The organism is Dehalococcoidia bacterium (assembly GCA_021295915.1).
In the GTDB taxonomy this organism is placed as follows: domain Bacteria; phylum Chloroflexota; class Dehalococcoidia; order Lucifugimonadales; family UBA1123; genus VXRN01.
The window spans coordinates 1-4017 of record JAGWBK010000084.1; the positions used below are offsets into that span (position 1 = coordinate 1).

At 61.1% G+C, this 4017-nt stretch carries 3 protein-coding genes and 1 pseudogene; 2 read left to right on the forward strand and 2 right to left on the reverse strand.

Annotation, left to right across the window (positions count from 1 at the left end):
• Positions 1-1493: pseudogene (locus tag J4G14_15070) on the forward strand (glutamine--tRNA ligase/YqeY domain fusion protein).
• A 118-nt stretch (positions 1494-1611) separates the two neighbouring features.
• A complete protein-coding gene (locus tag J4G14_15075) occupies positions 1612-2469 on the forward strand; it encodes a HEPN domain-containing protein (GenBank protein MCE2459111.1) in 858 nt (285 codons plus the stop codon).
• Positions 2470-2633: 164 nt separating this feature from the next.
• Here J4G14_15075 and J4G14_15080 read toward each other — a convergent pair whose 3' ends face one another.
• Both J4G14_15080 and J4G14_15085 read right to left on the reverse strand, forming a co-directional pair.
• A complete protein-coding gene (locus tag J4G14_15080; protein MCE2459112.1) occupies positions 2634-2906 on the reverse strand; it encodes a hypothetical protein in 273 nt (90 codons plus the stop codon).
• 7 nt (positions 2907-2913) lie between these two features.
• Positions 2914-3894: a sugar kinase gene (locus J4G14_15085; GenBank protein ID MCE2459113.1), complete on the reverse strand. Its 981-nt coding sequence runs from the start codon at positions 3892-3894 to the stop codon at positions 2914-2916.
• Between the last annotated feature and the right edge of the window lie 123 nt (positions 3895-4017).

A 4017-nucleotide genomic window follows, 5' to 3' on the forward strand; every position in this document is an offset into this window, starting at 1 on the left:
GAAGGACTTCGACGGCATCTGCAACTTCCGGTTCGACGACACCAATCCGCTCGCGGAAGAGGAGGAGTTCGTCGAGTCTCAGAAGGAAGACACGAGCTGGCTCGGGTTCGACTGGGGCGACCGTGAGCTGTATGCCTCCGACTACTTCCAGCAGCTCTACGACTTCGCCGAGCAGCTCATACTGGCTGGCAAGGCGTACATCGACCACTTGACCGGCGAGCAGATCCGCGAGTACCGAGGCACTCTGACCGAGCCGGGGCGCAACAGTCCGTACCGGGACAGGTCGGTCGAGGAGAACCTGGACCTGTTCAGGCGGATGCGCGCGGGCGAGTTCGAGGACGGGACGTGCGTGCTGAGGGCGAAGATAGACATGGCATCGCCCAACATGAACATGCGCGATCCCACGATCTATCGCATCCGCAGGGCGCATCACCATCAGACAGGTGACGAGTGGTGCATCTACCCGATGTACGACTACGCGCACCCGATCTCAGACTCGCTGGAGGGCATCACTCACTCGCTGTGCTCGATGGAGTACGAGGACCACAGGCCGCTGTATGACTGGTTCCTAGACGAGCTAGATGTCTACCACCCGCAGCAGATCGAGTTTGCGCGGTTCAACATCACGCACACGGTGCTGAGCAAGCGCCGGCTGATTACGCTGGTCGAGGACAATCACGTCGACGGCTGGGACGATCCGCGGATGCCCACAATCGCAGGACTTCGCAGACGCGGGTACACGCCGCAGGCGATACGGTCGTTCGGTCGCGCTCACCGAGATGGGTCTGCTGGAACACCACCTGCGCACAGACCTCAACGTGCGCGCTCAGCGGCGTATGGCCGTGCTGAACCCGCTGAAGGTCGTAATCGAGAATTTCCCGGAAGGCGAAGTGGACCACCTCGATGCGGTCAACAATCCTGAAGACGAATCGGCAGGCTCACGAAAAGTGCCGTTCTCACGTGAACTGTACATCGATCGAGACGACTTCATGGAAGACCCGCCGCGCAGGTTCTACCGGCTTGCTCCGGGACGCGAGGTGAGGCTTCGGTACGGGTACTTCATCAAGTGCGAAGAGGCGATCAAGGACGACTCGGGCGAGATCGTGGAGCTGCGCTGCACGTACGATCCGGAGACTCGGGGCGGCTCGGCGCCGGACGGACGCCAGGTGCGCGCGACGCTGCACTGGGTATCGGCTGCACATGCCATTGACGCCGAGGTGAGGCTGTACGACAGCCTGTTCACCGTGCCCAATCCGCACGACGTCCCTGAGGACAAGACCTGGACAGACTTCATCAACCCTGACTCGCTGTCCGTGCTGGCCGGCTGCAAGCTGGAGCCGTCGATGACGGACATCCAGACTGGCGAGCCGCTGCAGTTCGAGCGTGTCGGCTACTTCGTGAAGGACCGCGACTCGACGGCTGAGACGCCGGTGTTCAACCGGTCGGTCGGGCTGCGAGATACGTGGGCGCGGATCCAGCAGCGGGGCGGGTGACTACGGCCTCCGACTCAGGTTGAAGCCATTGTGGCCTTCCCAGGCACCTTGGAATTAGTATCCGGACATCTGAATCCGCTGGACAGTGGACGCTGGATTAGAGACGATAAACACTAACATGACCACCGCCCCAGACATCACCCTGATAAACGTCAACCAGGGTCACGACCCCCGGGCTGTATCTGTTGCCCAAGCGGTGCATGATCTCATCGACGCGGAGTGTGTAATTCTGTTTGGCTCTCGATCCCGGGAGGGCTGGTCCGACCGTTCTGACATCGACATCATGGTCATTACTGAGGAACCGCCCACCCAGACTGATGAGAGCAGAATAGCCGCCTCCGCAGAGAAGATTCTGGGTCGTACGTATGCGGAAAGTCCTGCAATCGATCTGGTGCTGCTATCTACCAAGCAATACAGCAGGCGCTCCAAGAGCATCAACAACGTGGCAGCCATCGCTTCGCGGGAGGGGATCAAGTTGACTCGGAATCCCGAAGAAAATATCGGGCATGAGTTTGACGCCGCCGCGGAGCGCGAGGACCGCATCCGGCGCATCGCCGATGCGAATATGCACTACCGAAATCTAAACCTTATGTTGGACGCGGGTGTGCAAGACAGGGGCGTTGTCTTTCAGGCACACCAGGCGCTGGAAAACGGCATGAAGGCCCTGATCTCGGCGCTGGGGAACCAGTATCCACACCGACATGACCTGACGGAGCTGGCAGACGCCATCCGGCAGAGTGATAGCGAAGGGGACTGGCACTTCCAAAGTGACCTGCGGCAACTCAGTGGCTACCCCGGAGCCGCTCGGTACGGACAGGTGCTGAACCCGGTTACCGATTTCGTACGGATGGCAAACGACATCACGAGTGATTTGGAGCAGCTCCACCAGCGAATATTGGAGCTTACCGGCGATGATCCCTGGGCAATCCCACCAGAGACCGACTCTGACCCAGTAAGGCCGCGACACAGGAGCTAAGCCTTATCGTGTAGGCGGCAACAGTCACAAGTCGCTAGACGCTGGTATTCAATAGATCAGTCGGCCTCAGGACATGTGAGTGCGCATCCAGCAGCGGGGCGGGTGAGCTGGCGGATCATCGTTCCCGGTAAGGACGTCTTCAGTGGGCGCACCGTATCAGCATCTCATAGCAGGTACAGCGCAATGGCGATCACGGCTACAACAACGGGCGTGGCCACCACTCCGATCAGGATGATGTCAGGGATCCTGCGGTTTTCCGGCTTTGAAGTGCCCTGAGTGGTATCCCTACGCCTGACCATGGAACCGCAGTAGATGCAGGCCAAGTGACCAAGTTGTGGGTACACGCTATCTGAAACGAATCGTGGCACCATTGTCTGGTGACATGCGCCGCACGTTACCTGGCCATAGTCGGGGCTATCGCCTTCTTCGCCGCGCATTACTGATCTATCCTGCGACGATGAAGTCGCGCACCTGGGACATATCGGGCATGGCTTCGGTGTCGCCGTGGCGAGTGCAGACCAGGGCGCCGCAGGCGTTGCCGAGTTCCAGTGCCTTATGAAGGAAGTCTGCGCGTTCGTTGGGTGGCAGCGCGAGGAAGTCTAGCATCGAGCCCTGTTGGAAGATGCCGGCGAGGGCTCCGGCCACGAAAGCGTCACCTGCTCCGACAGGGTCGATGACTTCGACGGTGAAGCCGGGATGCTCGACGAGCTGTACGCCGTCGAACGCGACTGCGCCTGAGTCACCGGTCGTCACTATGGCCAGGCGTGTGTTGCCGCTTACGAAACGGCGGGCGTGCTCGGACGCTGTCACCTCGCCGCCCCAGATCGTCTCGGCCTCGTCGTGGCCGACCTTGAACAGGGTTGCGTGCTCGCGCATCCGGTCGCAGACGGCGCGGGCCTCGTCGGGAGTCCATAGTGCTTCGCGGTAGTTGACGTCCATGCTGACGGGGATGCCCATTTGCTGGGCTGCGGCCATGACTGCGAGGGTCGTTTCAAGGCAGGTGTCGCTCAGGGCGGGGGTGATGCCGGTGACGTGGAGCAGGTCGGCGTCCTCCAGGTGGGGAAGCACCTCCTCAGCGGTCAGCTTGCTGGCTGCGCTGCCGGCGCGTCTGTACCTGCGGATGACCTCGCCGCCTCCGAGGTGGTTCAGTAGTTGGATACCTGTGAACTCTCCCGGCGCCTGTGGAGCGTGGACCTCTATGTGGCCGGTCAGCGCTGCGGCGATGCTGTCGCCGTCGTCGTCTGCTCCAAGGCGGCTGACCCAGATGGCGCGCACTTCGTCGGGCATCAGCTTGCGCAGGTCGATGGCGACGTTGGACTCGGCTCCTGCGACGTGGCGGGTGTAGCTGCCGTCGGGGTCGTACGGGCCGAGGTAGTCGGCGTTGTGCTGTACGAGGGTCTCGCCGAAGGTTAGGAATTTTGTCATTGATTGGCGGTTTAGTGGCCCGTAGAGGGTTGCGGGGAGCGCTAGGTGCTGGTTTAGACTTTGGCTATGTGCAGTTCCACAAGCTTGTCCCCGTCTGAACGGGATCAGCTTATCGCGTTGGTG